The following is a 22,554-nucleotide window of genomic DNA, read 5'->3' on the forward strand; positions in this document are numbered from 1 at the left end:
CTCGGGCGCCGCGCGGTCCAGTTCACGGGTGTGGGGGCCCCCGGCGCTGGCGGCTTTTGCGAGGGGGGGGGGGGGGGGGGGCCCCCCCCCCCCCCACCCCGGGTCTCAGAAGGTCAGCTCGACTTCGCCAGAACCTTGTTGGCCTTGGCCTCGGCGTCGGCCAGCAGCTTGTCGATGTCGGCGTCCTGCCTGGTCAGCACCGCCGACATGGGCACGTCGAGGATGGCGTACAGCTCCTGGGACTTGGGCGGCTCCAGCTTGTTCTGGATGGCGCCCGATCCCTCCACGAAGGGGGTGAAGTTCTCCACCGGGACGGTGGCGTTGGCCTTGCGCAGCTCGGTGATCTCCTTGCCGGGGGCGGTGTCGCCGTACAGGTCGGGGATCGGCAGGCCGACGGGGCGGCCCTGCTGCTTGCTGCGGGCGTAGTTGAACTGGCCCTGGCCGGGGGTCAGCTCGTGGAAGTCCAGCCAGAGCATGGCGGCCTTGATCTTCTCGGGCGTGGCCTTGGGGTTGATCATGTAGCCGTCGCCGCCGTTGAGGGAGGCCTTGGCCTCGGGCATCGAGGTGACGCCGTAGTCCTCGAACTTGCCCTTGAAGTCGTTGTTGACGGCCTGGACGACGTCGGGGGCGCCGATCATCATGCCGAGCTTGCCGCCGCCCATCATGCGCATCAGGTCCTCCCACTGCAGGAGCTGCTTGGCGCCCATGCTGTTGTCGGTCCAGCGCATCGTCTTGAGGTTCTCCAGGACGGCCTTGCCCTCGGGGCTGTTGAAGGCCGCGGTCTTGCCGTCGGGGCCGACCATCTCGCCGCCGCGGGCGTACAGGGAGGCCGCGAAGTGCCAGCCGCCGGTGTTGCCGGCGCTGTACTCGCCGAAGCCGACGTGCCCGGGGCCGAGCGCGGCGATCTTCTTGGCCGCGGCCTGCACCTCGGCCCAGGTCGCGGGCGGCGCGGCCGGGTCCAGGCCCGCCTGGGTGAAGAGCTTGCGGTTGTAGACCAGGCCCATGGAGTAGTTGTTGCGGGGCAGGCCGTAGACCTTCTCGCCGTCCTTGAAGATGCTCATGACGTCGGGGCGCAGGTCGTTCAGCCGCTTGACGGTGCTGACGTAGGGGGTGATGTCGGCCGCCTGGCCCGCTGCGATGATCTTCTTGACGTCGGTGTAGTAGACGTAGAAGACGTCCTCCATCGTGCCGCCGGCCAGCTTCGCCTGGAAGGTGTCGGGGTTGATGCAGGGGAAGGCGTCCTTGCTGTCGATCGTGATGTTCGGGTGCAGCTTCTTGAACGCGGCGACGTCCTCGTCCCAGGCCGTGCGCTCCAGCGGGTTGCTCTTGGGCGGCTGGCAGCCCACGGAGATCGTGACCGGAGCGTCGGCCCCGGCGGCGCCCGGCGTGGTCTCGGCGGCCTTGGATCCGCTGTCGTCGTCGCCGCACCCGGCGGCGGTGAGCGCGATGGCCGCGGCGAGCAGCATCGCGAGCTTGGGGGATTTCATCCGGGGGCACTCCTTGGCGGGTCGGTTGCGAGAAACATATAGAGGCGTGCAGGAAGTAGCAAGAGCCCGTCAATCTAGATGCAAAAAAGTGACAGTGATCGATCAGACATCGTTGTGTAACGCGCCCGCCGTACCCGCCCACCGGCCTCGAACTGCGGTTACGGCCGGGTGACACGGCACGGAGTCGAGCGCTTGCGAATCGATGCCGTACGACGTCATAATCCTGTCGAAATTTTCATGCCCGGTTTCAGTGACGCGACCGGCGGGACGAGGACGCGGGGACCGCCGGGGACGGCGGGGGTGCCGTGGAGGCGCGGACCACCAGTTCGGGGTCGAAGAGCAGCTCCCCCTCGGGCCTGGCGGTGTCGTCGATCTGGGCGACCAGCAGCTCCACCGCGGCCCGGCCCATCGCCTCGATCGGCTGGCGCACCGTGGTCAGCGGCGGGTCGGTCCGGTTCATCATGGGCGCGTCGTCGTAGCCGATCACCGACACGTCGCCGGGCACCCGCAGGCCCTCGCGCCGCACGGCGCGCACCGCGCCCAGCGCGAGCAGGTCGCTGCCGCAGATCAGGGCCGTCACCCCGGCCCTGATCAGCCGGGCGGCGCCGGCCTGGCCGCCCTCCATCGAGAACACCACGTGCTCGACCAGGTGCTCGACGGGCTCCATGCCGTACGCGCGCGCGTACGCGGTGAAGGTGTCCAGCTTGCGGCGCGAGGGCAGGTGGTCGGCGGGTCCCAGGATCATCCCGACCCGCTCGTGGCCCAGGGCGCGCAGGTGCCCGGCCGCCATCCGGGCGGCGGCGACGTCGTCGCAGGAGACCCGGGAGAAGCCCAGGTGGCCGACGGCGGCGTTCACCAGCACGGCGGGCAGGCGCCGTTCCCGGATGCGCTCGTAGTGCTCGTGACCGGCGTCGCCGTCGGCGTAGGCGCCTCCCGCGAACAGCACGCCCGAGACGTGCTGGGCCAGCATCGCGTCGACGCGGTCGGCCTCCTGCGAGCCGCCCGGGGTGCGCGTGCACAGCACCGAGGTGAACCCCTGCTGCGCCAGCGCCCCGCCGGCCACCTCGGCGAACGCCGGGAAGACCGGGTTGCGCAGGTCGGGGAAGACCAGGCCGACCAGGCGCGCCCGGTCGCGGCGCAACCGGGTGGGGCGGTCGTAGCCGAGCGTCTCCAGCGCGGCGAGCACGGCCCGCCTGGTGGCCTCCGAGACGCCGGGCCTGCCGTTGAGCACCCGGCTCACCGTCGCCTCGCTCGTCCCGACCCTCCGGGCCACCTCGGCAAGCCTTCGCGTCATGCCCGCAAGCATAGGGCTGTCACGGCAGATTTCTTACATAGTTTTTGCGAGTTAATTTCATCGCAGAAGTGGGAGGGCCACCGTTCTCCTGGATCGGGCGGGTACTCCCCCGGTGGTATCCGTCCCCGCCGGCCGTGGCCCTCCTACACCGCGTGACGTACGGCCGATGACCTTCCCCGGGGTGACGACGGCGCCGCCGTGACCGGGGAGCCTGGGCCGCGTGATCCAGAGGTGATCCAACGGAGGTTTCCATGATTTCCCCGGCCCCCCTGACCGGCCCGCCCCCCGCGGCCGGCCCGGCTCCCCCGGCTTCCCAGGCCCCCCGCTCCCGCGTGCCCGCCTGGATCGTCTGGTCCCTGCGCGTCACCGCCACCCTGCACCTGGCCGGCGTGCTCGGCCAGGCGGTCATCGGCGGGCTGTTCGTCACCGGCGAGGTCGACCTGCTGACCTGGCACAACGTCAACGCCGGCGCGAGCACCGCACTGGTGGGCCTGCAGCTCGCCGCCGCGGTCGCCCTGTGGCGTCCCGCCCGGGGACCGGCGTGGCCGCTGTGGGTGAGCGCGGTACAACTCGTGCTGATGAACGCCCAGGTCCTGCTGGGAATGCAGCGGATGCTCGCCCCGCACGTCCCGCTGGCGATGGTGATCTTCGGCGTGGCCGTGTCGATGACCGCGTGGACCTGGCGTACCGGACGGGGGCGCTCGTGATCTCCAGAAGGGGTTTCCTGGGCGCGCTCGGCGCGACGGGCCTGGCCGCCGCCGGGTGCGGCGCCGCGCCGGCCGAGACCTCGGGCCAGACGCTGGCCGGCGCGCTCCCGGCGCCCCGGCCGTTCACCGTCCCGCTGCCGATCCCCGCCGTGGCGCGCCCGGTGCGGCCGGGACACTACGAGGTCGTCCAGCGCCCGGCCAGGGTGGAGATCGTCCCGGGCACCACGACCGAGGTGTGGGGGTTCGACGGCACGTTCCCGGGGCCGACCTTCCGGGTCGGGCGGGCGAGCCCGGTCACGGTCCGGGTCCGCAACCGGCTGCCCGTGCCGACCTCCACCCACCTGCACGGCGGCGTCACCCCGCCCGGCTCCGACGGCTACCCCACCGACCTGGTGGTGCCCGAGGGCGGCACCTTCCGGCCGCCTTCGGGGAGCCACTCCCACCACGGCGCGGCGGTGGAGGGGTGGACGCTGCACCGGGGCTTCCGGGACCACGTCTACCCGCTCGACCAGCCGGCCGCCACGCTGTGGTACCACGACCACCGGATGGACTTCACCGCGCCGCAGGTCTGGCGGGGCCTGGCCGGGTTCGTGATCGTCGAGGACGACCGGGACGGCGAGAACGGGACGCTGCCGCTGCCCAGGGGCGAGCGGGACGTCCCGCTGATGATCTGCGACCGGTCCTTCGCCGAGGACGGCTCCTTCCTCTACCCCTCGAAGGACCCCGGCCTGCTGGGCGTCCCCGGGGTCGAGGACGCCTACATGGAGGGGGTCGAGGGCGATGTCATCCTGGTCAACGGCGCCCCCTGGCCGGTGCTGGAGGTCTCGGCCACCCGCCACCGGCTGCGGCTGCTCAACGCCTCCAACGCCCGCCGCTACCGGCTGCGGCTGACACCCGGCGGCCGGTTCGTCCAGATCGGCAGCGACGCAGGCCTGCTGCCCGCGCCGGTGACGCACGAGACGATCACGATCGCCCCCGGCGAGCGCTTCGACGTGGTGGTGGACTTCTCCGCCCACCCCGTCGGCACCGAGGTGACGATGGTCAACACGCTCGGCTCCGGCCGCACCCGCGACGTGATGCGTTTCGTCGTGGCGCGCCGGGCCCGCGACGACAGCGCGGTGCCCGCCCGGCTGGCCGTACCGGAACCCGCAGGACCGGCCGCCGCGTCCGCGGCCGCGGCCAGGCGGCGCTTCGACTTCCGGCGGACCGGGCAGGGCGCCCGGGCCGCCTGGACGATCAACGGGGTGCCGTTCCGGCCCGGTGTCCCGCTGGCCCGCCCCCGGCTCGGCACCACCGAGGTCTGGCGCCTGACCAGCGACTTCCACCACCCGGTGCACGTGCACCTGGCCCACTTCCGGGTGCTCTCGCGCAACGGCCGGGCGCCGGGTGCGACCGACGGCGGCTGGAAGGACACCGTCGACGTCCGGCCGTACGAGGTGGTGGACGTGCTGGTGCGCTTCGCGGGATTTCGCGGGCGCTACATGATGCACTGCCACAACCTCGAACACGAGGACATGGCGATGATGGCCGACTTCGAGGTGGTGTAGGGGGGTCGTTCGCCCCTCCGGCCGGGCAGGCTCTACGATCGGCGGTCTGCTGCGGAGACGGGGAGCGATGACGGAACGACTGGTGGTGATCGGCGGCGACGCCGCGGGGATGAGCGCGGCCTCCCAGGCCCGGGACCGGCGAGGGCCCGGCGACCTGCGGATCGTCGCCTTCGAGAGGGGCGCGCACGCCTCCTACTCGGCCTGTGGGATCCCCTACCTGGTGGGCGGCGAGGTGGGCGACGTCGAGGACCTGGTCAGCCGCCGCCCGGAGGTGTTCCGCGACGAGCTCGACATCGACCTGCGGCTGCACAGCGAGGTCGTCGAGATCGACCTGGACCGGCGCGCCGTGGCCGTCCGCGACACCGGCGGCACCGGCGCCGGGGGTGGCGGGGTTGCCCGGTGGGAGCCGTTCGACCAGCTCGTGGTGGCCACCGGCGCCGTCCCCAACCGCCCGGACGTGCCCGGCGTCGAGACACCCGGCGTGTACGGGGTGCAGACCCTCGACGACGGGACCGCGCTGCTGGAGGCGCTGGGGGAGAAGCCGGAGCGGGCGGTGGTGGTCGGCGGCGGCTACATCGGCCTGGAGATGGCCGAGGCCCTGGTCCGGCACGGCCTGCGGGTCTCGCTCGTCGACCTGGCCGAGCAGCCGATGACCACCCTGGACGCGGACATGGGCGCCCTGGTCGCCGACGCCCTGCGCGAGCTGGGCGTGGAGCTGCACCTGGGCGAGCGCCTGGAGGGCTTCGAGGAGTCCGGCGGCCGGGTCGGCGCGGTCCGCACCGAGAACCGGACCCTGCCCGCGGACCTGGTGGTCCTCGGCCTGGGCACCCGGCCCAACAGCGCGCTGGCCGAGGCCGCGGGCATCCCGGTGGGCGAGACCTCGGGGATCAGGACCGACCGCAGGATGCGCACGTCCGTGGAGGGCGTCTGGGCCGCCGGCGACTGCGTCGAGACCGTCCACCGGGTCTCCGGGCGGCCGGTCGCGATCGCGCTCGGCACCCACGCCAACAAGCAGGGGCGCGTGGCGGGCATCAACATCGGCGGCGGCTACGCCGCCTTCCCCGGCGTCGTCGGCACCGCGATCTCCAAGGTCTGCGCCTACGAGGTGGCGCGCACCGGCCTGTCGACCGAACAGGCGCTGCGGGCCGGGTTCGAGCCGGTCGGCGTGGTGGTGGAGTCCACCACGCGGGCCGGCTACTACCCCGGCGCGCGCCCGATGAGGACCAAGATGATCGCCGACCGGGCCACGGGGCGCCTGCTGGGGGCCCAGATCGTCGGCCGGGAGGGGTCGGCCAAGCGCATCGACGTCCTGGCGGTCGCGGTCTGGCACGAGATGACGGTGGAGGAGATGACCGGGCTGGACCTGTCGTACGCCCCCCCGTTCTCCCCGGTCTGGGACCCGGTGCTGATCACCGCGCGCAAGACCGCCCAGCGCCTGGAGGAGCTGCGCGAACGGGGGTGAGCCCGCGCCGTTTCCCGCGCCGTTTCCCGCGAGGACGGTGAGGGGATCCCGGACTCCTTCGCGAAGGGCTCCCGCCACGACCGGCTCGCGGCCCGGGACGCGGACGGGCCCCGGCTCCCTCGAGAGCCGGGGCCCGTCGTCCGGGTCGTCCGGAGCATCCCCGGCCGCGCGGACCCGGCCGCGCCGGCCGGCCGGGGTGCTACGCGCTCGCGCTGCTCAGCGCGAGGGGATCACGCGGCGCGTCGGCCTTGGCCTTGGCCATCTCCTCGCCCAGCTCCTGGAGCCTCTTGCGTCCCATGGCCTCGCGGACCTTGGGGAACCACTCCTCTTCCTCCTCCTCGACGTGGTGGCGGACGTTCTCCATCAGCACGCTGACCTTGGCGTCGAACCGCTCGTCCTTGGGGTCGAGACCGGTCAGCTCCGAGAGCATCCAGACCACCACGTGGTGCTCCTCCACGCTCTCCAGGACGTGGTCGGAGGTGTCGGGAGCGCCCTCGCGGGCGGCCGGGTAGAAGATCTGCTCCTCGATGTAGGCGTGCGCGGTCAGCTCCTCGACGATCCTGCCGACGATCTCCTGCTTCGTCTTGTACGCCTGCTCGCCCGCCTTCTCGAACTCCTTGAACAGCTTCTCCACGGTCTTGTGGTCGTCCTTGAGCAGCACGATCGCGTCCATCGTCATCCTCTCGTGATCCGTTCTGTTCGGTGTCAGGGGTTGAGCAGGACCTTGATGGCCCCGTCCCGCTTCTTCTGGAAGATCTCGTAGCCGTGCGGCGCCTGCTCCAGCGGCAGCCGGTGGGTGGCCAGGTCCATGACGCCGAGCGGGTCGGACTCGTCGCTCACCAGCGGCATCAGGTCGTCGATCCAGCGCTTGACGTGGGCCTGGCCCATCCGGATGGTGATGCCCTTGTCGAACATCCTCAGCATCGGCATCGGGTCGGCCATGCCGCCGTAGACGCCGCTGATGGAGAGCGTGCCGCCCCGGCGTACCGTGTCGACGGCCTGGTTGAGCGCGGCGAGCCGGTCGACGCCCGCGCTGGTCATCAGCGGGGCGGCGATCGCGTCCGGCAGCAGGCCGGTGACGGCGTGGGCGAACTTGGCCACCGGGGAGCCGTGCGCCTCCATGCCGACCGCGTCGATCACGGAGTCGGTGCCGCGCCCGGCGGTCATCTCCCTGACCGCCGCGGGCACGTCGGGGGTCACCGAGGCGTCGAGGACCTCGATCCCGTGCCTGCGGGCCATGGCCAGCCGCTCCTGGACGCCGTCGACGCCGATGACGCGGTGGCCCAGGTGCCTGGCGATGCGGCAGCACATCTGCCCGATCGGCCCCAGGCCGAAGACCGTGACGCTGCCGCCCTCGGGGACGTCGGCGTAGGCCACCGCCTGCCAGGAGGTGGGCAGCACGTCCGACAGGTAGACGAACCGCTCGTCCGGCGGCCCCTCGGGAATCTTGATCGGCCCGAACTGCGCCTGCGGGACACGCAGGTACTCGGCCTGCCCGCCCGGGACCTCGCCGTACAGCTTCGTGTAGCCGAACAGGGCCGCGCCCATGCCCTGCTCGCGGACCTGGGTGGTCTCGCACTGGGCGTACAGTCCCAGGCCGCACATGTGGCAGTGGCCGCAGGAGATGTTGAAGGGGATCACGACCCGGTCGCCCGGCACCAGGCCGGTGACGTCCGGGCCGACCTCCTGCACCACGCCCATGGACTCGTGGCCCAGGATGTCGCCCTCACCCAGGAACGGTCCCAGCACCTCGTACAGGTGCAGGTCCGAGCCGCAGATCGCGGTGGTGGTGACCTTGATGATCGCGTCGTTCGGCTCCTTGACGACCGGGTCGGGGACCTCTTCGACGCGCACGTCGCGCTTGCCGTGCCAGGTGAGGGCTTTCATGGCGTACCTCCGTGTGGGGTCCCCGGGACGCCGGGTCCCGGGAAGGGTGTCGGGGTGTTTCCTCCTGTCGGGCCGGTCGGCCGCCGGGCGGCGAGGGGGAGGCCCGCCCGGGCCGGGGCCGGGCGGGCGGACCGGTCGTTCAGCGCAGCCGGGGCAGGACCTTCTCGGCGTAGAAGTCGAAGAAGGCGTCCTGGTCCTGGCCGATCTGGCTGATGTAGACCTCGTCGAAGCCGGCGTCCACGTACTCCTGGATCGCCGTGACGTGGACCTCGGGGTCGGGGCCGCAGGGCGAGCCGACCTCGTCCTCGCTCACCATCTCGGCGAGCTCCTCGAAGTGGCGGGGCAGCGGCAGGAGCTGCGAGGCCTCGCCCTGGATGCCCTGGGTCGGCCACAGTTTGTGCACGGTCTTGCGCGCGGCGGCCTCGTCGGGGCCGTAGCAGACCTTCAGGCCGCCCTGGGAGGGCTTGCCCGCGCCTCCGGCCTTGTGGAACTTCTCCACCAGCTCGGCGCTGGGAGAGGTGCAGATGTAGCCGTCGGCGATCTTCCCGGCCAGTGTCACGGCCTTCTCCCCGAAGGCGGACATGTAGACCGGCGGCGGCTCGTCGGGCAGCGTGTACAGCCGCGCGGTGTCGACCCGGTAGTGGGTGCCCCGGTGGGTCACCAGCCGGCCGCTCCACAGGTCCCGCATGAGCTCGACCGCCTCCTCCAGCATCTCCAGCCGCTCGGAGGCCGGGGGCCAGCGTGAGTCGAGGATGTGCTCGTTGAGGGCCTCGCCGGTGCCCACGCCCAGCGTGAAGCGTCCGCCGGTCAGCGCCGCGGTGGTGGCGGCGGCCTGCGCGATGATCGCCGGGTGGGTGCGGACCAGCGGGCAGGTGACGGCGGTGGTGATCGGCAGCGAGGTCGCCTGGGCCACCGCGCCGATCACCGTCCAGACGAAGGGGCTCTGCCCCTGCACGTCCAGCCAGGGATGGAAGTGGTCGGAGATCCACAATCCCTCGAAGCCCGCCCGCTCGGCGAGCTGGGCCTGCCGGACGAGCTCGGCCGGGCCGTGTTCCTCGCTGGAAAGAAAATATCCGAATCTTGTCATGTTCCCTCTCCATCCCCTGAGCTGCGACAACGATCTCCCTACCCCGTATTCGGGGGCCAAACGGCCGGTTGTGGCAAGGAGTGCGCCGCCGCGGGCGTGGCCTCTCCGGCTCCGGTCGCAAGAGCCGTGACCGGAGCCGGAGAGGCCGATACGGCCGGGGGCCGCCGGGTGCGGCCGGTCAGGAGGGCCAGGTCCAGTCGCGGATCTCGGGGAGGTCCTCGCCGAACGCGCGGGTGTGCGCGCGTGCCGCGAGGCGGGAGTCGACCATGTGCTGGCGCAGGTACGCCGCCCGCTCGGCCAGCCCCGGAACCCGGTCGATGACGTCGATCACCAGGTGGAAGCGGTCGATGTCGTTGAGCATGGCCATGTCGAACGGCGTGGTGGTGGTGCCCTCCTCCTTGTAGCCGCGCACGTGGATGTTGGCGTGGCCGGTGCGGCGGTAGGTCAGGCGGTGGATCAGCCACGGGTAGCCGTGGAAGTTGAAGATGACCGGCTTGTCGGGGGTGAACAGGGTGTCGAACTCGGCGTCCGACATGCCGTGGGGGTGTTCGGTGGGGGGTTGCAGCCGCATCAGGTCCACCACGTTGACCACCCGGACCCTCAGCTCGGGCAGGTGCTCGCGCAGCAGCGCGACCGCGGCCAGCGTCTCCAGCGTGGGCACGTCGCCCGCGCAGGCCATCACCACGTCCGGCTCGACCCCGGCGTCGGTGCCCGCCCACGGCACGATGCCCAGGCCCCGGGTGCAGTGCGCGATCGCCTCGTCCATGGTGAACAGGTCCAGGATCGGCTGCTTGCCCGCCACGATCACGTTGACGTAGTCGCGCGAGCGAAGGCAGTGGTCGGCCGTCGACAGCAGCGTGTTGGCGTCCGGCGGCAGGTAGACCCGCACCACCTCGGCCTTCTTGTTCATCACCACGTCCAGGAAGCCCGGGTCCTGGTGGGAGAAGCCGTTGTGGTCCTGGCGCCAGACGTGGGAGGAGAGCAGGTAGTTCAGGGAGGCCACCGGACGCCTCCAGGGGATCTTGCGGGAGGACTCCAGCCACTTGGCGTGCTGGTTGAACATCGCGTCGATGATGTGGATGAACGCCTCGTAGCAGTTGAACAGTCCGTGGCGGCCGGTCAGCAGGTAGCCCTCCAGCCAGCCCTGGCACAGGTGCTCGCTGAGGACCTCCATCACCCGCCCGCCCGCGCCCAGGTGCTCGTCGCCGTCCAGGACCTCGGCGTTCCACGCCCGGTCGGTGGCCTCGAACACCGCCGACAGCCGGTTGGAGGCGGTCTCGTCGGGTCCCATCAGCCGGAAGGAGTCGGGGTTGGCGGCGATCACGTCGCGCAGGAACGCGCCCAGCACCCGGGTCGGCTCGCTGGAGCGGGTGGCCGGCGACTTCGTCTCGACGGCGTAGGCGCGGAAGTCGGGCAGCACCAGCGGGCGCAGCAGCTCCCCGCCGTTGGCGTGCGGGCTGGCGCTCATCCGCCGCGTGCCCGCCGGCACCGTCGCCAGCACCTCGGCGACCGGGCGGCCCTCCTCGTCGAACAGTTCCTCGGGGCGGTAGGAGCGCATCCACTCCTCCAGCATCGCCAGGTGCTCGGGGTTGTCGCGCATCCCGGCCAGCGGCACCTGATGGGAGCGCCAGGTGCCCTCCACCTGGACCCCGTCGACCTCGCGCGGCCCGGTCCAGCCCTTGGGGGTGCGCAGGACGATCATCGGCAGGCGATCGGCGCGTCCCGCCCGGTAGTCGGCGATCTGCTCGAAGACGGTGTCGAGGGTGCGGGCCATCAGCTCGTGCATGACCTGCGGGTCGTCGCCGGAGACGATGTGCGGGCGGTGACCGTAGCCCTCCATGAGCTTGACCAGCTCCTCTTCGGGGATGCGGGCCAGCACCGTCGGATTGGCGATCTTGTAGCCGTTCAGGTGCAGGATCGGCAGCACCACCCCGTCGCGTTCCCGGTCGGTGAACTTGTTGGAATGCCAGCTCGCGGCCAGCGGCCCGGTCTCGGCCTCGCCGTCACCGATGACGCACGCCACCACCAGGCCGGGGTTGTCGAACGCGGCCCCGTAGGCGTGCGCCAGCGCGTACCCCAGCTCACCGCCCTCGTGGATCGAGCCGGGCGTCTCGGGCGCCACGTGGCTGGGGATCCCGCCGGGGAAGGAGAACTGCCGGAACAGCTTGCGCATGCCCTCGGCGTCGCGGGAGATCTCCGGGTAGCGCTCGGTGTAGGAGCCCTCCAGCCAGGCGTGCGCCACCGCCGCCGGACCGCCGTGCCCGGGGCCGGCGATGTAGATCATGTCCTGGTCGCGTTCGGCGATGATCCGGTTCAGGTGCGCGAAACAGAAATTCAACCCCGGCGTGGTCCCCCAGTGCCCCAGCAGGCGCGGCTTGACGTGCCCGGGCTCCAGCGAGCGGCCGGGCAGCGGGTTGTCCAGCAGATAGATCTGCCCCACCGACAGATAGTTGGCCGCCCGCCAGTACGCGTCGATCTTCTGAAGTTCGTCCATACCCCGACAGTTCCTCGCCTGAGGCGTTCGAACCCGAACCCGGCGTAAAACCCCGTGGAACACGGCCGGGCACGCCCCACTACCGTTATCGGGTGCCGTGTAGGAAGATCTCCGGAACGATCCGGCGGACGATCCGGTGGCGCCATGGTGGATTCGAGGCGCGGTGGACCCCCATCCCGGGGAACTCGCGGGGAACGTCGGGAGTGAGCGATGAGGTTCGTCGGGTTTCTGGACGGCCGTCAGGTCCGGGTCGGGGTGCTGACCGCCGCTGACCGGGTGGCGCCGCTGGCGGAGGTGGGCGAGTTCTACGCGGACCTGCCCCGCTGGAGCGCCAGGGCGCGCGAACTCGCCGGCGGTACCGCCGGCGGGCTCACGCCGGCGGAGCTGACCCTGGCGCCGGCGGTGCCGGACGCGGCGCGGGTGGTGTGCGTCGGGCTGAACTACCGGGCCCACGCCGCCGAGGGCGGCTTCCCCATCCCGGAGACCCCGGCGATCTTCGGACGGTGGACGGCGTCGCTCGCGGTCGGCGGGACGCCGGTGCCGGTGCCGCCGGACGAGGCGGGCCTGGACTGGGAGGTCGAGCTGGCCGCGGTGGTCGGGACGAGCCTGCGGTGCGCGGACGAGGAGACCGCGCTCGCGGGGGTGTTCGGCTACGCGACCTTCAACGACCTGAGCGCCCGGCGGGCACAGCGGCTGACCGCCCAGTGGACACTCGGCAAGAACTCCGACCACAGCGGGCCCATCGGGCCCGTCGTGACCGCCGACGAGGTCGGCGACCCCGCGGACGGGCTGCGGCTGGTCACCCGGGTCAACGGCGAGGTCGTCCAGGACGGCGACACCAGGGACATGATCTTCTCGGTCGGGCGGGTGCTCGCGCACCTGAGCCGGACCATGACGCTCCGCCCCGGGGACGTGGTGGTGACCGGCACCCCGGCCGGGGTGGGCCACGCCAGGACCCCGGCGTGGTTCCTGCGGCCCGGCGACGTGGTCGAGGTGGAGATCGACCGGCTGGGCGCGGTGCGCAACCCGATCGTGGCCTGGCCGGAGGACTGACCGATGCCGCAGGAGTCGCACGCGCACCCCTCGTCCCCGGATCCGGTACGGCCGGACGAGACCTCACCGGATCAGGAGAACGGCTCCGGATCGCTCGGCCACCACCACGGTCCGAGCGGTGATCACGGCCGGGTGCCGCGTTCCGGGCTGGAGGACCGGCCGGGGGACTTCAACGTCACGCTGATCACCTTCGCGGCAATGGCCCTGTTCGACGCGCTGGACGGCGAGCAGCGCTCCCGGGTGCTGCTGCCCTTCGCCGACGCCGACCGCTCGAACTGGAACTTCCTGCCCGCCTCGGGACGCGCCGGGCTGCCGCTGCGGGACCTGACCTTCGACCAGGGCATCCTGGCGCACCGCCTGATCGCCCAGTCCTGCTCGGAGCGTGCGTACGCGCAGGTGGTGCAGGTGATCTCGCTGGAGCACGTGCTGCGCGAGCTGAACCTGGAGCGGTTCGGGCACGTGGCCAGGGAGTTCCGCAACCCCGGCATGTACTTCCTGACCTTCTTCGGGCAGCCCAACCCCGACTCGGTGTGGGGATGGCGCCTGGTCGGCCACCACCTGTCGGTGAACGTCACCGTCGTCAACCAGGACCACCTGTCGGTCACCCCGTTCCTGCTGGGCTCGGAGCCGGCGCGCTTCGGCCCGTACCGGGTGCTGGGCGAGGAGGAGGACCTGGGGTTCGCGCTGCTGCGCTCGCTGGACGACGCGCGGCGGGCGAAGGCGATCATCCACCCGGTGCCGCCGGCGGACTTCGTCACCCGTACGGTGCCGCGGATCGGCGAGGTGGAGCTGCCCGACCTGCACGGGGTCGGGCGCAGGGACGCGATGATCACCGAGGCCGACCGGCAGGCCCTGCGCTACATCAGGTCGCACCCGCGCGGGATCAGTGCCGCCGACCTGACCTCCCCGCAGCGGCGCGCCTTCGACGCGCTGCTGGAGTGCTACCTGCAGCGGGCCAGGCCCGGCCAGGTCGCCGCCGAGATGGACCGGGTACGCGCCGCCGGCGACGGCGCGCTGCACTTCGCCTGGGCCGGCGCCGACGATCACGGGCGCGGGCACTACTACCGCGTCCAGGGCCCGGTGACGCTGATCGAGTTCGACAACACCGAGGACGAGGCCAACCACGCCCACAGCGTGTGGCGCGACCCCACGGGCGACTTCGGCGAGGACCTCCTGACGAGGCACCTCCTGGAGGAGCACCGCGGCGCGGCGAGGACGCCCTTCGAGGAGAGGAACCCCTGAGTGAAGATCGCCATCGTCGGCGGAGGCCTGGGCGGGCTGACCACCGCGCTGCTGCTGAGGCAGGCCGGGCTCGATGCCGTCGTGTACGAGCAGGCGGCCGAGCTGCGCGAGGTCGGGGCCGGGATCGTGGTGGGCCCCAACATGGCCCGGCCGCTGGTGCGGGCCGGGCTCGGCGAGCGGCTGGCCTCCTTCGCCGTCGCGCTGGAGACCGCCTGGGAGTTCCGGCGCTGGCAGGACGGCCGGGTGCTGTCCTCGCAGCCCATGGGCGAGGAGTGCCGCCGGCTGTACGGCACCGACTGCTACGTCGCCCACCGGGCCGACCTGCTGGACATGCTGCGCCGGGCGCTGCCGGACGGGGTGGTCAGGACCGACCGGCGGCTGCGGGAGCTGCGGCAGGACGGCGACGGGGTCGAGCTGTCCCTCACCGACTCCGGCGGGCGCCGCACGACGGTGGTCGCGGACGCGGTGATCGGCGCGGACGGCATCCACTCGGCCGTACGGCCCTCGGTGGCCGAGGAGGAGCCGCCGCGCTTCTCCGGCCTGTGCGCCTACCGGTGCCTGGTCGACGCCCGGCGGGCGCCCGAGCTGGCGCTGCGGCGGGTGCAGACGCTCTGGCTGGGACCCGGCCGCCACTTCGTGCACTACCCCATCCGGGACAGGGAGCTGGTCAACATCGTCGCGATCGTCCCCGCCGGGGAGTGGCGCGTCGAGTCGTGGACGGCCGACGGCCGGCTGGAGGACCTGGCCGCCGAGTTCGAGACGTGGGACCCGCGCCTGGGGCGGTTGATCGGCGCGGCCACCGAGACCAAGCGCTGGGCCCTGTACGACCGCGGCCCCCTGGAACGCTGGACGTCCGGGCGGGTGGCCCTGCTCGGTGACGCCGCCCACTCGATGCTGCCCTTCTTCGGCCAGGGCGCCGCCCAGGCGGTCGAGGACGCGGTGGTCCTGACCGGCTGCCTGCGCGAGGCCACCGGCGCGACCGTCGCCGAGGCTCTGGCCCGCTACGAGGAGATCCGCAGGCCGCGGGCCTCACAGGTGCAGCTCATGAGCCGCGGGCGCGAGGTGCAGAACCACCTGCCCGACGGGCCCGCCCAGGCCGAGCGCGACGCCGCCCTCGCCGCGGGCGACCCCTTGAAGCAGAGCGCCTGGCTTTACGGCCACGACGCCGAGGGCGCCCTGACCGGCTGAACGTCCCGGAGGGGGAGGCTAGGGTGCTGGGAGGGAGAGGCCGTTCGCGCCGGGGCGGCGTGAGCGGCATGATCAGCCCGGCGGGATCCGATCGACGCGGTCGGACCGGCCGGTCGACAGGGGAGATCTCGTACGTTGTCCGAGGAACGTGAGCACGCGGGGCCGGTCAGGGATCGCCCGGACCTGCGGGCCGACTGCGCCGACTGTTTCGGCCTGTGCTGTGTGGTGCCGGCCTTCTCGGCCTCGGCGGACTTCGCCATCGACAAGGGCGCCGGGCAGCCCTGTCCCAACCTGGCGGAGGACTTCCGCTGCGGCATCCACACGCGGCTGCGGCAGAGCGGCTTCCGGGGCTGCACGGTCTACGACTGCTTCGGGGCCGGGCAGAAGGTCTCACAGGTCACCTTCGGCGGGCAGGACTGGCGCCGGGCCCCGGGCACCGCGAAGCGGATGTTCGAGGTGTTCCCCGTCATGCGGGACCTGCACGAACTGCTGTGGTACCTCACCGAGGCACTGGCGCTTCCGGCGGCCCGCCCGCTTCGCGACGACCTCGGCGCCGCGCTGGAGGAGACCGAGCGGCTGACCCGGAGCGGGCCGGAGGTCCTCGTCGAACTGGACGTGGAGGCGCACCGTCGGCGGGTCAACACCCTGCTGCTGCGCGCCGGCGAGCTCGCGCGGGCCGGGGCCGGGCGGCGCGGGAAGGACCACCGGGGCGCCGTCCTCATCGGGGCCAGGCTCAAGGGCGCCGACCTGCGGGGGGCCAGCCTGCGGGGCGCCCAGCTCATCGGGGCCGACCTGCGGGGCGCCGACCTCAGGTCGGCCGACCTCATCGGGGCCGATCTGCGGGGCGCCGACCTGCGGGGGGCCGACCTCACCGGGAGCTTCTTCCTCATCCAGTCCCAGCTCGACGCGGCCAAGGGCGACGCCACCACCCGGCTGCCGCCCTCACTGGTGCACCCGGCTCACTGGTGATCGGCCGGCGCGCCACCGGGCGTGTCCCGAAGGCGCATCCGTGTCCCCGTGGGCCCGCCGAGCGGCCGTGTTCCGGCGGCCGGCCGATGGATGAGGTCGTGACGACGCGCCGGTGGAGCGTGGGATCACCCGCGCGCCTGGGCGCGCAGCTCGGCGAGCAGCTCTCCCTGCCCGGCCAGCAGCTCGGCCAGGATCGACCGCGCCGCGAACATCAGGTCGGCCACATCCGGGGTGGACAGGGCGTACACGACGGTGGCGCCCTCCCGGGTGGCCGTCACGATCCCGGCGCGGCGCAGCACGGCCAGTTGCTGGGAGAGGTTGGAGGCCTCGACGTCGATGGCGCTCAGCAGGTCCCGTACCGGCAGGGGGCCGTCCTGCAGCAGCTCCAGCACCCGCACGCGGACCGGGTGGCCGATGGTGCGGAAGAACTCGGCCTTGGCCTGGTGCAGCGGCACCGGCATGATCACACCGCTCCCCCGCCGGACCCGCGGCCCGCGTACCGCGCGTCGGCGCCGTGCCGCTCCGCGACGCGCGGCGAGGTCTCCGGCCCCCGGGACGAGGCCCCGGCCGCGTGATCGCCGCCGGTGTGGCGCATGGGCTCCGGCTCGCCGCCGACGCCCTCGACGTCGGCGACACGCGCTCGTGACCCGGCCGCGAACTCGCTCATGCCTTCCACCCCCCATGATCGGACCGCTCCGGATGACCGGTTCACCGCTACACCGGCCCTCATCATGTGTCAAATTGCTTAATTCTTCAAATCATAATGACGTTGGCTATGATGGCGACGGCCGTTTTCCAACAGGACCCGCGACCGATTTGATCCCGACCGATGACGGATCAGCCCGGAAGCGGGATACTTGGTGCGGCTACCGCGGGCTGACCTGCGGCGTCAGAGCACGCCAGCCGGCGATGCGACAGTGACGAGAAGGCCGGGCACGGCCGGCGCGAGGGAGTACAGCCAATGGGACGGGGCCGAGCCAAGGCGAAGCAGACGAAGGTTGCTCGCGAGCTGAAGTACAGCAGCCACAACATGGATATCGACCGGCTGCGCAAGGAGCTGGGCGCCGGTGACGATCCCGCGCCGGAGGAGACCGACGACACCGGCGAGCCCACCGGCAGGTAGCGGCGGACAGCGGCAGTCGGCGGTAGTCGGCGGCACGCCCCCGGGCCGAGCCCACCGGACAGCCACGGGAGTGCCGGGCCGCGGGTTCGCGTCATCGGCCGGTCAATGCGCCCCGACCGGCCTTCGCGCCCCCGCCTCCCGCCGTCACGGGGCGTCCTCCCACGGGAGGCGCTTTCAGAAGCTCCTGCGGGAGACGTGTCAGGAGACGAGTGCCAGGGCCGCCAGCATGCCGCACCAGGCCGCGCCCAGACCGGCGAGGACGCTCCCGGCGACGTTGAGCACGGCCGCCGGGCGGGCACCGGATCCGGCCAGGCGCACCGTCTCGTAGCCGAAGGTGGAGTAGGTGGTCAGCGCTCCGCAGAACCCGCTCCCGGCCAGCGCCATGATCTCGTCCCCGGCGGGGAGCGCGATCAGGAACCCCAGCAGGGCCGATCCGGCGACGTTGACGGCGAAGGTCCCCCAGGGGAACCTCGTGCCGTACCGGGCCTGGACGGCACGGTCGACGAGGTAGCGCAGCGGGGCGCCCAGGGCCGCGCCGAGCGCGACCAGCAACGCGTTCACCGGTCACCGGCCGCGTGGCGGCCCCGGCCGAGCCGGACGGCGAGGCGGGCCAGCGCGATGCCGGTCCAGGTCGCCGCCACCGCCGCCGCGACCGTTCCGAACAGGTACCCGAGCGCGACCCGCGGGGCACCCGCGGCCGCCAGCCGCTCGATGTCGACCACGTACGTCGAGAAGGTGGTGAAGCCGCCCAGCACCCCCACCCCCAGGAACGGGCGGACCAGCGGGTGAACCCCTGGGATCTCGGTGACGAACACCATGAGCAGGCCGATGAGCAGGCACCCGGACACGTTGATCGCGAACGTGACCCAGGGCAGGCCGTCCGGCGGGTACGGGAAGGCGACGGTGAGCCCGTGGCGGGCCAGCGCGCCGGCCGTCCCCCCGGCCGAGATCGCCCCCAGCGTTCCCCAGGGGGCCCGGCCAAGCTCCGCGCGGTGCGCCGGCACGGTCAGGTCGACATCGCAGTCGGCGGGCATGGCCGGAGCGGAACGGGGCGTGGAGTCGCCGGGAGCGGGGTCGGCGGGAGCGGGGTCGGCGGGTGTGGCTTGAGCGGGACGGGGAGCAGGATCGGCGGGCACGGTGGATTCGGGGAACACGGTGGATTCGGAGGGCACGGCCCGGCCGGGTGGCTCGGCTGAGGCCGGACGGCGGGCGGGTGGCTCGGCTGAGGCCGGACGGCGGGCGGGTGGCTCGGACACGCGCTCTCCCCCGTTCCCGTCCTCTCCCGCCGGTGCGGCGGGAGGCCCGCCGCGACGCCGGTGTGACACCTCGACGGCCGTCAGCCGTCAGCCGGAGAGGCACGCCGCCGTTCGCCCCCGATGAGGGCCCGTCCAGCATATCGATCACCCGGCCGAGCAGGCCGCGCCCGCACACGGCACGCCCGTGCACATCACACCCGTGGACGCCACACCCCTGAAGCCGCGCCCGCCCCCGTGTCCGCCGCGCCCGTGGGCGAGCCGGTCTTACACGGCGGCGGATTCCGCGCAACATCGTGCAACATCGTTGAAGCGCTCGCGCGGCGCTGTCTACCGTCACGATTGTGCGCGTCGGCCAGGCGGCGGAACGCGTGCCCCCAGCGCACGACGGAGAGCTCTGGCGGGTCCCACCTCACCTCACGGTGACCGGTTCCCTTCTCCTTCCTCGCCGGCCACCGGGATCTGCCAGTCACACGCCGTGGCCCCGGGACGAATCGCCGGTCCCGCGCGAGGCAGGGCCTCGTCCGGGCGGAAGGTCTCCCTGGGCCACGGTCACCATCCCGGCGCCCCGGGTACGGGCGGGCAGGGCCACGGGGAGGGGGCAGGTCGCCGGGTGACGATCAATGCCGTGAACTCCCCAGGGAAAACTCGCGGGAGGGCTACCGGGTCCTCGGGCGGTTGCCCCAGCGGGGCTTGCGGAACAGGTCGCGGCGCTCCAGCAGGTAGACGAGCTTGGAGGCGGCGGTCATGACGGCCTCCTCGTGCCGGTACCGCTTCTGCGGGACGGCGGCGCTCCAGCGTTCGAGCAGCAGGGCGATCTCCTCGGCGAGCTCGCCGATCACCCGGTAGCGGGTGCTGAAGGCGTAGAGGTCACCGTGCACCTCCTCCACCGACTCCTCCTCGACCCGGTGGGCGAGCGGCCTGATCCGGGTGAGGATCGCGGCCTCCATCGCCGGGGTGACCGGCGCCCTGCGGGCGTCGCCCTCGGGCACCATGATCAGGGCGCGTACCCGCGCCACGGCCAGGGTTCGCTCCGCCTGGGGGGTCGCGGGGTGCTCGGCGAGGTCCAGCAGACGGCGCAGGGTCTCCTGCGTCTTGTCGTCGAACATGGAAACCCATTCCGCCTTCGCGTCCGCGTCCCGCCGGGCCGGGAGGGGCCACGGCACCGCACCCGCGCTCACCGCGCACGTGCCGTCACATGGTATTCGACCGCCGGGACGCGGCAGGTGCCGCCGGAGCGGCGCGACAGGCCGGCGAGGGGGGGTGCGGCCCCCGCCAGCAGGGCAGCCGTAGATGATAAAAGGTACGGCGCCGCGTTTCACCCGTTTCTTCGGATCCGGTATCCAACGGCCGTCCAGACCGCCTTTTTGCGCGAATAACCCTACTTAGCCATTTATCTGCGAATACAGTCCGTCTTTGTCGGACGGCGCCCCCCTTCGCGGCAGGGCGGAGGAGATTGACGGGGTGGCTCGCGGCAATGGATCCGATCGGTGACGATCTGCTCAGGACCATCAAGACGGAGATCGGGTACCGGGAGGGCCCCGGCCGCAACAGCAAGTTCGGCGAGTGGTACTCGGTCAACGTGGTCAAGGACCCGCAGTACAGGACGGCCCCCTGGTGCGGGATGTTCATCGCCTGGGCCGCCGAGAAGGCGGGCGTGCAGCAGTACGTCGGGCAGTTCGCCTGGACCCCGTCGCAGGCGCGCTGGTTCGAGACGAACGGCGCCTGGTCGCGTACGCCGGAGCCGGGCGCCCTGGTCTTCTTCGACTGGTCGGGGGGCAGGGACATCTCGGGGATCGACCACGTCGGCGTCGTGGAGCGGGTCGAGGGTGGAACGATCCACACGATCGAGGGAAACGTCGATCGGATCTGGCTCAAGCGCAAGAAACGCGACCAGGACAAGGTCGTCGGCTACGGCCTGCCGCGCAAGGTCAAGGAGAACCTGGCCGGTACCGTGCCCGGTGAGGACGCCGCCCCCGGGCAGGCGTCCGGCCTCATCGACATCCGTCCGGCGCGGGCCCAGAAGCCGGTGTCCCTGACCGAGGTGCCCCAGGCGACTCCCGTCTCGGTGGAGACGGCCGTGATCGCCGGGCTGCTGACCCTCGTGCTGGGAATGACGTTCGTCCTTTCCCGGCGGCGCCCCCGGCGCCCCCGGGTCTCCGCCGGGCGGCACCGCAGGAGGAACGGGTGGCGGAGGGCGGAGGCGCCGGCCGAGGAGAAGGCGGGTCCGCGCACGAGGACGCGCGAGCCGGCCGGAGAGCCCGATCCGCGCGAACGAGGACGTGAGGCGGACCCGCGGGAGAAGGCCCGTGAGGTGAGCGGGGGAACGGGCCCGGGGGGAAGGACGCACGAGGCGGCCCGGGAGGCCGGCGCGTCGATCGAGGGGACGTCCTCGCCGGAACGGCCCGGCGAGCCGGTCGTGGCGCCGCACCTGTACGAGGTGCTCCGGGTGACCAGGCCCGGCTGGGCCTACGAACCGTACCGGCCGTGGACCCCGGCGCCGAGACAGGTCGCGGACGCGCCCGGCGCGGCGGAGACGGGCCGTCGGGCGGCGGAGGCCACCGGGCACGCGCCGGATTCGCAACGGGCCGCATGACGAGACGCCGACGCGACGGTGACGGCGACGGCGACGGCGACGGCGGGTGACAAGGTCAATGGTGACGCCGATGGTGAGGCCGGCGACGATGGCGGCGTCACCGAAGGTGAGTTGATAATTAAGGTTAGGCAAAGCTAAGTTGCTGTGGACGGTATCTCCCAGCGAAGGCGGCACGATGACATCGGGCGGCGAGCAGACCCTGGAGCGCGCGGCGGAGGTACCGGCCTACCGCTGCCACGACGTGAGGGTCGTGCGCACCACGCGGCTCAGCCCGGGTTTCCTGCGGATCACCTTCGGCGGTGAGGACCTGGCGGGGTTCGCCGACCACGGCTTCGACCAGCGGATCAAGGTCATCCTCCCGCTGGCCGACGGCGGCCTGACCCCTCTGGGCGACGACGCCGACTGGTACCGGCGCTGGCGGGAGCTCCCCGACGAGCTGCGCAACCCGATCCGCACCTACACCGCACGCGCCGTGCGGCCGCACCTGCGGGAACTGGACGTCGACTTCTTCCTGCACGGCGACAGCGGCCCGGCCTCGCGCTGGGCGACCCGCGCCGCCCCCGGCGACCGGGTCACGGTGGTCGGCCCCAACGCGGCCTTCCCCGGTCCCACCGGCGGCCGGGAGTGGGCGCAGCCGGCCGGGGCGACGCACCTGCTGCTGGCCGGGGACGAGACGGCCGTGCCCGCCATCGCCTCGATCGTCGAGTCGCTGTCCGGTGAGGTGCCGGCCACGGCGCTGCTCGAGGTGCCCGAGGACGCCGACCGGCTCCCGCTCGACGTCCGGCCCGGCGTGCGGGTCGTCTGGCTGCCGCGCGACGGCGCCCGTCACGGCGACCTGCTCGTACCCGCCGTCCGCGAGACCCTGCGGGCGCTCGTCACGGCGCACCCGGCGCCGGGCGCTCCCTCGGCGGGTCGTCTGGAGGACGTCGACGTCGACGCGGACATCCTCTGGGAGGTCCCCGAGTCCCCGCCCGGCGAGGGCCTGTACGCCTGGCTGGCGGGCGAGGCGGGCGTGGTCAAGCTGCTGCGCCGGCACCTGGTCCAGGAGCTGGGCGTCGACCGTTCGTCGGTGGCCTTCATGGGCTACTGGCGGCTGGGACGCTCCGAGAGCAACTGACGGCCCCTGCCCGTCCCCGTCCGGTTCACCGCGCCGAGCAGCCCCTGC

Annotated in this window: 21 protein-coding genes; 10 read left to right on the plus strand and 11 right to left on the minus strand. The window is 72.6% G+C overall.

Annotation, left to right across the window (positions count from 1 at the left end):
• Positions 1-113: 113 nt before the first annotated feature.
• Positions 114-1,487 carry an ABC transporter substrate-binding protein gene (locus tag ACLQ2R_RS27110; RefSeq protein ID WP_425963477.1) on the minus strand — a complete coding sequence of 458 codons (1,374 nt, stop codon included), beginning with the start codon at positions 1,485-1,487 and terminating at the stop codon, positions 114-116.
• Between the two features lie 247 nt (positions 1,488-1,734).
• Positions 1,735-2,781 carry a LacI family DNA-binding transcriptional regulator gene (locus tag ACLQ2R_RS27115; protein WP_425963479.1) on the minus strand — a complete coding sequence of 349 codons (1,047 nt, stop codon included), beginning with the start codon at positions 2,779-2,781 and terminating at the stop codon, positions 1,735-1,737.
• Between the two features lie 251 nt (positions 2,782-3,032).
• On the opposite strand from ACLQ2R_RS27115, the gene ACLQ2R_RS27120 reads away from it, so the two are divergent.
• The 3 genes from ACLQ2R_RS27120 to ACLQ2R_RS27130 all read left to right on the plus strand — a co-directional run bounded on the left by ACLQ2R_RS27120 (position 3,033) and on the right by ACLQ2R_RS27130 (position 6,497).
• Positions 3,033-3,488: a hypothetical protein gene (locus tag ACLQ2R_RS27120; RefSeq protein ID WP_425963480.1), complete on the plus strand. Its 456-nt coding sequence runs from the start codon at positions 3,033-3,035 to the stop codon at positions 3,486-3,488.
• Positions 3,485-5,035 (plus strand): multicopper oxidase family protein, encoded by a 1,551-nt coding sequence (locus ACLQ2R_RS27125; RefSeq protein WP_425963481.1) that lies wholly within the window; start codon positions 3,485-3,487, stop codon positions 5,033-5,035. The genes ACLQ2R_RS27120 and ACLQ2R_RS27125 overlap by 4 nt, the downstream gene beginning before the upstream one ends.
• A gap of 67 nt (positions 5,036-5,102) precedes the next feature.
• Complete coding sequence (locus ACLQ2R_RS27130) at positions 5,103-6,497, plus strand: FAD-dependent oxidoreductase (protein WP_425963482.1); 1,395 nt, start codon at positions 5,103-5,105, stop codon at positions 6,495-6,497.
• A 199-nt stretch (positions 6,498-6,696) separates the two neighbouring features.
• Here ACLQ2R_RS27130 and ACLQ2R_RS27135 read toward each other — a convergent pair whose 3' ends face one another.
• The 4 genes from ACLQ2R_RS27135 to ACLQ2R_RS27150 all read right to left on the minus strand — a co-directional run bounded on the left by ACLQ2R_RS27135 (position 6,697) and on the right by ACLQ2R_RS27150 (position 12,028).
• Complete coding sequence (locus tag ACLQ2R_RS27135) at positions 6,697-7,170, minus strand: hemerythrin domain-containing protein (protein WP_425963483.1); 474 nt, start codon at positions 7,168-7,170, stop codon at positions 6,697-6,699.
• 32 nt (positions 7,171-7,202) lie between these two features.
• Positions 7,203-8,384 (minus strand): zinc-dependent alcohol dehydrogenase, encoded by a 1,182-nt coding sequence (locus ACLQ2R_RS27140; protein WP_425963485.1) that lies wholly within the window; start codon positions 8,382-8,384, stop codon positions 7,203-7,205.
• 139 nt (positions 8,385-8,523) lie between these two features.
• Complete coding sequence (locus ACLQ2R_RS27145; protein ID WP_425963486.1) at positions 8,524-9,471, minus strand: TIGR03557 family F420-dependent LLM class oxidoreductase; 948 nt, start codon at positions 9,469-9,471, stop codon at positions 8,524-8,526.
• A 178-nt stretch (positions 9,472-9,649) separates the two neighbouring features.
• The gene (locus ACLQ2R_RS27150; RefSeq protein WP_425963487.1) at positions 9,650-12,028 is read right to left on the minus strand and encodes a phosphoketolase family protein; all 2,379 of its coding nucleotides are present in this window, start codon (positions 12,026-12,028) and stop codon (positions 9,650-9,652) included.
• 147 nt (positions 12,029-12,175) lie between these two features.
• On the opposite strand from ACLQ2R_RS27150, the gene ACLQ2R_RS27155 reads away from it, so the two are divergent.
• The 4 genes from ACLQ2R_RS27155 (at position 12,176) to ACLQ2R_RS27170 (ending at position 16,417) form a co-directional block, all read left to right on the plus strand.
• Positions 12,176-13,018 (plus strand): fumarylacetoacetate hydrolase family protein, encoded by an 843-nt coding sequence (locus tag ACLQ2R_RS27155; RefSeq protein ID WP_425963488.1) that lies wholly within the window; start codon positions 12,176-12,178, stop codon positions 13,016-13,018.
• 3 nt (positions 13,019-13,021) lie between these two features.
• A complete protein-coding gene (locus ACLQ2R_RS27160) occupies positions 13,022-14,260 on the plus strand; it encodes a DUF3500 domain-containing protein (RefSeq protein ID WP_425963489.1) in 1,239 nt (412 codons plus the stop codon).
• Positions 14,261-15,448: an FAD-dependent monooxygenase gene (locus ACLQ2R_RS27165; protein ID WP_425963490.1), complete on the plus strand. Its 1,188-nt coding sequence runs from the start codon at positions 14,261-14,263 to the stop codon at positions 15,446-15,448. It begins immediately after the preceding gene.
• Between the two features lie 135 nt (positions 15,449-15,583).
• Positions 15,584-16,417 carry a pentapeptide repeat-containing protein gene (locus ACLQ2R_RS27170; RefSeq protein ID WP_425963491.1) on the plus strand — a complete coding sequence of 278 codons (834 nt, stop codon included), beginning with the start codon at positions 15,584-15,586 and terminating at the stop codon, positions 16,415-16,417.
• 125 nt (positions 16,418-16,542) lie between these two features.
• Here ACLQ2R_RS27170 and ACLQ2R_RS27175 read toward each other — a convergent pair whose 3' ends face one another.
• Positions 16,543-16,878, minus strand: a complete 336-nt coding sequence (locus tag ACLQ2R_RS27175; RefSeq protein WP_425963492.1) for an ArsR/SmtB family transcription factor — start codon at positions 16,876-16,878, stop codon at positions 16,543-16,545.
• Between the two features lie 2 nt (positions 16,879-16,880).
• Positions 16,881-17,084 carry a hypothetical protein gene (locus ACLQ2R_RS27180; protein WP_425963493.1) on the minus strand — a complete coding sequence of 68 codons (204 nt, stop codon included), beginning with the start codon at positions 17,082-17,084 and terminating at the stop codon, positions 16,881-16,883.
• Between the two features lie 294 nt (positions 17,085-17,378).
• Between ACLQ2R_RS27180 and ACLQ2R_RS27185 the strand changes: the two genes are divergently transcribed.
• A complete protein-coding gene (locus ACLQ2R_RS27185; protein ID WP_386236652.1) occupies positions 17,379-17,540 on the plus strand; it encodes a DUF3073 domain-containing protein in 162 nt (53 codons plus the stop codon).
• Positions 17,541-17,738: 198 nt separating this feature from the next.
• Here the strand turns inward: ACLQ2R_RS27185 and crcB are convergent, their stop codons facing one another.
• The 3 genes from crcB to ACLQ2R_RS27200 all read right to left on the minus strand — a co-directional run bounded on the left by crcB (position 17,739) and on the right by ACLQ2R_RS27200 (position 19,902).
• Positions 17,739-18,101, minus strand: a complete 363-nt coding sequence (gene crcB / locus ACLQ2R_RS27190) for a fluoride efflux transporter CrcB (RefSeq protein ID WP_425963494.1) — start codon at positions 18,099-18,101, stop codon at positions 17,739-17,741.
• Positions 18,098-18,694, minus strand: coding sequence for a fluoride efflux transporter FluC (locus tag ACLQ2R_RS27195; protein WP_425963496.1), 597 nt, complete (start codon positions 18,692-18,694; stop codon positions 18,098-18,100). Before ACLQ2R_RS27195 ends, crcB begins: the two co-directional genes overlap by 4 nt.
• A 758-nt stretch (positions 18,695-19,452) precedes the next feature.
• On the minus strand, positions 19,453-19,902 hold the full coding sequence (locus ACLQ2R_RS27200) for a hypothetical protein (protein ID WP_386236658.1): 450 nt from the start codon (positions 19,900-19,902) through the stop codon (positions 19,453-19,455).
• Between the two features lie 368 nt (positions 19,903-20,270).
• Between ACLQ2R_RS27200 and ACLQ2R_RS27205 the strand changes: the two genes are divergently transcribed.
• Together ACLQ2R_RS27205 and ACLQ2R_RS27210 are read left to right on the plus strand one after the other, a co-directional pair.
• A complete protein-coding gene (locus ACLQ2R_RS27205) occupies positions 20,271-21,389 on the plus strand; it encodes a CHAP domain-containing protein (protein WP_425963497.1) in 1,119 nt (372 codons plus the stop codon).
• A gap of 175 nt (positions 21,390-21,564) precedes the next feature.
• Positions 21,565-22,506, plus strand: coding sequence for a siderophore-interacting protein (locus ACLQ2R_RS27210; protein WP_425963499.1), 942 nt, complete (start codon positions 21,565-21,567; stop codon positions 22,504-22,506).
• Positions 22,507-22,554: the final 48 nt, after the last annotated feature.

Origin of the sequence: Streptosporangium sp. DT93, from assembly GCF_049844535.1 — a bacterium.
Lineage (GTDB): Bacteria > Actinomycetota > Actinomycetes > Streptosporangiales > Streptosporangiaceae > Streptosporangium.

What these genes read in the sequence shown, in the direction of transcription:
- ACLQ2R_RS27110 (WP_425963477.1), bottom strand. Translation starts at nt 1,487, where the DNA reads ATGAAATCCCCCAAGCTCGCGATGCTGCTCGCCGCGGCCATCGCGCTC.
- ACLQ2R_RS27115 (WP_425963479.1), bottom strand. Translation starts at nt 2,781, where the DNA reads ATGACGCGAAGGCTTGCCGAGGTGGCCCGGAGGGTCGGGACGAGCGAG.
- ACLQ2R_RS27120 (WP_425963480.1), top strand. Translation starts at nt 3,033, where the DNA reads ATGATTTCCCCGGCCCCCCTGACCGGCCCGCCCCCCGCGGCCGGCCCG.
- ACLQ2R_RS27130 (WP_425963482.1), top strand. Translation starts at nt 5,103, where the DNA reads ATGACGGAACGACTGGTGGTGATCGGCGGCGACGCCGCGGGGATGAGC.
- ACLQ2R_RS27135 (WP_425963483.1), bottom strand. Translation starts at nt 7,170, where the DNA reads ATGGACGCGATCGTGCTGCTCAAGGACGACCACAAGACCGTGGAGAAG.
- ACLQ2R_RS27140 (WP_425963485.1), bottom strand. Translation starts at nt 8,384, where the DNA reads ATGAAAGCCCTCACCTGGCACGGCAAGCGCGACGTGCGCGTCGAAGAG.
- ACLQ2R_RS27145 (WP_425963486.1), bottom strand. Translation starts at nt 9,471, where the DNA reads ATGACAAGATTCGGATATTTTCTTTCCAGCGAGGAACACGGCCCGGCC.
- ACLQ2R_RS27155 (WP_425963488.1), top strand. Translation starts at nt 12,176, where the DNA reads ATGAGGTTCGTCGGGTTTCTGGACGGCCGTCAGGTCCGGGTCGGGGTG.
- ACLQ2R_RS27160 (WP_425963489.1), top strand. Translation starts at nt 13,022, where the DNA reads ATGCCGCAGGAGTCGCACGCGCACCCCTCGTCCCCGGATCCGGTACGG.
- ACLQ2R_RS27175 (WP_425963492.1), bottom strand. Translation starts at nt 16,878, where the DNA reads ATGCCGGTGCCGCTGCACCAGGCCAAGGCCGAGTTCTTCCGCACCATC.
- ACLQ2R_RS27180 (WP_425963493.1), bottom strand. Translation starts at nt 17,084, where the DNA reads ATGAGCGAGTTCGCGGCCGGGTCACGAGCGCGTGTCGCCGACGTCGAG.
- ACLQ2R_RS27185 (WP_386236652.1), top strand. Translation starts at nt 17,379, where the DNA reads ATGGGACGGGGCCGAGCCAAGGCGAAGCAGACGAAGGTTGCTCGCGAG.
- ACLQ2R_RS27200 (WP_386236658.1), bottom strand. Translation starts at nt 19,902, where the DNA reads ATGTTCGACGACAAGACGCAGGAGACCCTGCGCCGTCTGCTGGACCTC.
- ACLQ2R_RS27205 (WP_425963497.1), top strand. Translation starts at nt 20,271, where the DNA reads ATGGATCCGATCGGTGACGATCTGCTCAGGACCATCAAGACGGAGATC.
- ACLQ2R_RS27210 (WP_425963499.1), top strand. Translation starts at nt 21,565, where the DNA reads ATGACATCGGGCGGCGAGCAGACCCTGGAGCGCGCGGCGGAGGTACCG.